Below are 1,421 nucleotides of genomic sequence, written 5' to 3'. Positions count from 1 at the left end.
GAAGAATCCCTGGCCAGTTGGCGGCAGCGCTACCGGCAAACTTTAGATCGGGTGGAGTCGGAGTCTAACTAATCGGAGCTACAGGGCAGGGATCCCTTAGGAGCTGGGGTGGACAGACGGATTTCGGGAAGTACGCAATTGCTGGGCCTGATCGGGGATCCGGTGGCCCACAGCCTATCCCCGGCGATGCACAACGCTGCCTTGGCGGCCATGGGAGAAGACTACTGCTACGTGCCCTTTCCGGTGGCGGCAGAGCGCCTGGCAGTGGCGGTGGCCGGGCTGGCGGCCATCGGGGTGCGGGGGTTTAACGTCACCATTCCCCACAAGCAGGCGATTCTGCCTTTGCTCAGCCAGGTGGAAGCGCGGGCGGCAAAGGTGGGAGCAGTAAACACGGTCTACGCCTTGCCGGAGGGAGGCTGGGGCGGCACCAACACTGATATCGACGGCTTTGTTCAGCCTTTGCTGGGCCTGGAAAAGGGGATCCCCACCCTAATCCTGGGCTGTGGCGGGGCGGCGCGGGCGGCCATCCAGGGCTGTTTGGAGTTGGAGTTGGGGCCAGTACGGGTGGCCGGGCGATCCCCTGAGAAGTTACAGGCTTTGCAACAGACCTGGCCGCAGGTGGAAACGCTGAGCTGGGCCGAGCTGGAGCGCCACTTGCCCAAGACTTCCCTTGTGGTCAACACCACCCCCGTGGGCATGTACAAGCCGGGATCCACTGCTGAGCTGTCTCCCCTCAGCCGGGAGCAACTGCGCCTTCTGCCCGCCGGCGCCGTTGTCTACGATCTCATCTATGTACCGGATCCCACGCCGCTGCTGCGTATGGCCGCAGCGTTAGGCCACACCCCCATCAGTGGCCTGGAGATGCTGATCCACCAGGGGGCCAAGGCCCTCTCCCTCTGGCTGGGGGGCAAGCCTGTGCCGGTGGAGGTGATGCGGCAGGCGGCCCGGCAGCAGTTGGCCCAGATTGAGGTGGATAGGGCAAGGGATCCCAAGCCCCAGCTCTCCTCTCAAAGTTGAGCGCAATTGGCTGGGGGCGGGAACAATTGCCTCGGGCCTGCCGATCTCTAGGGGGAGATAGAGCTAAAGCAATTCTCGATGGGGTTAAGGGTGTTGAGGTTGCCGAGGCGGCAGCGGAAATGGCTTGCAGGTGTGCTCGGCGCACTGATGTGGCTGGGATCCGGAATTGCCGCCCAGGCCCAATTCCCTAGGTTTGGCCATTCTCTTTTCCCGGACTCCGGTTCCGCGCTTCAGGGCAGCCAGAACCAGGCAGGATCCCTGTCTGCTCCTCAGCTCGATGCCTTCTGCCGGCAACCCCCTGAGGAAGTGGCGCGCAAGGCTCAACTGCGCCAGCGGGCCACCCAGTCAGAGGCCGCTTGGGCCGAATACACCCAAGTCTTAGCCGAACATCGCGCTGCCTTGAT

The 1,421-nt window shown here is 63.5% G+C and carries 1 protein-coding gene and 1 pseudogene; both read left to right on the top strand.

What is annotated here, in order from left to right:
* The first annotated feature begins 108 nt into the window (after nucleotides 1–108).
* The gene (locus tag NW852_RS06805; protein WP_414365182.1) at nucleotides 109–1,017 is read left to right on the top strand and encodes a shikimate dehydrogenase; all 909 of its coding nucleotides are present in this window, start codon (nucleotides 109–111) and stop codon (nucleotides 1,015–1,017) included.
* Nucleotides 1,018–1,149: 132 nt separating this feature from the next.
* A pseudogene (locus NW852_RS06800) lies at nucleotides 1,150–1,421 on the top strand (hypothetical protein); the annotation flags it as partial.

This window comes from Synechococcus sp. H60.1, from assembly GCF_047462335.1.
Taxonomy (GTDB): Bacteria; Cyanobacteriota; Cyanobacteriia; order Thermostichales; family Thermostichaceae; genus Thermostichus.
Note: the sequence above shows the minus strand (reverse complement) of the source record. Positions and strands in the feature narration are given on the sequence as shown.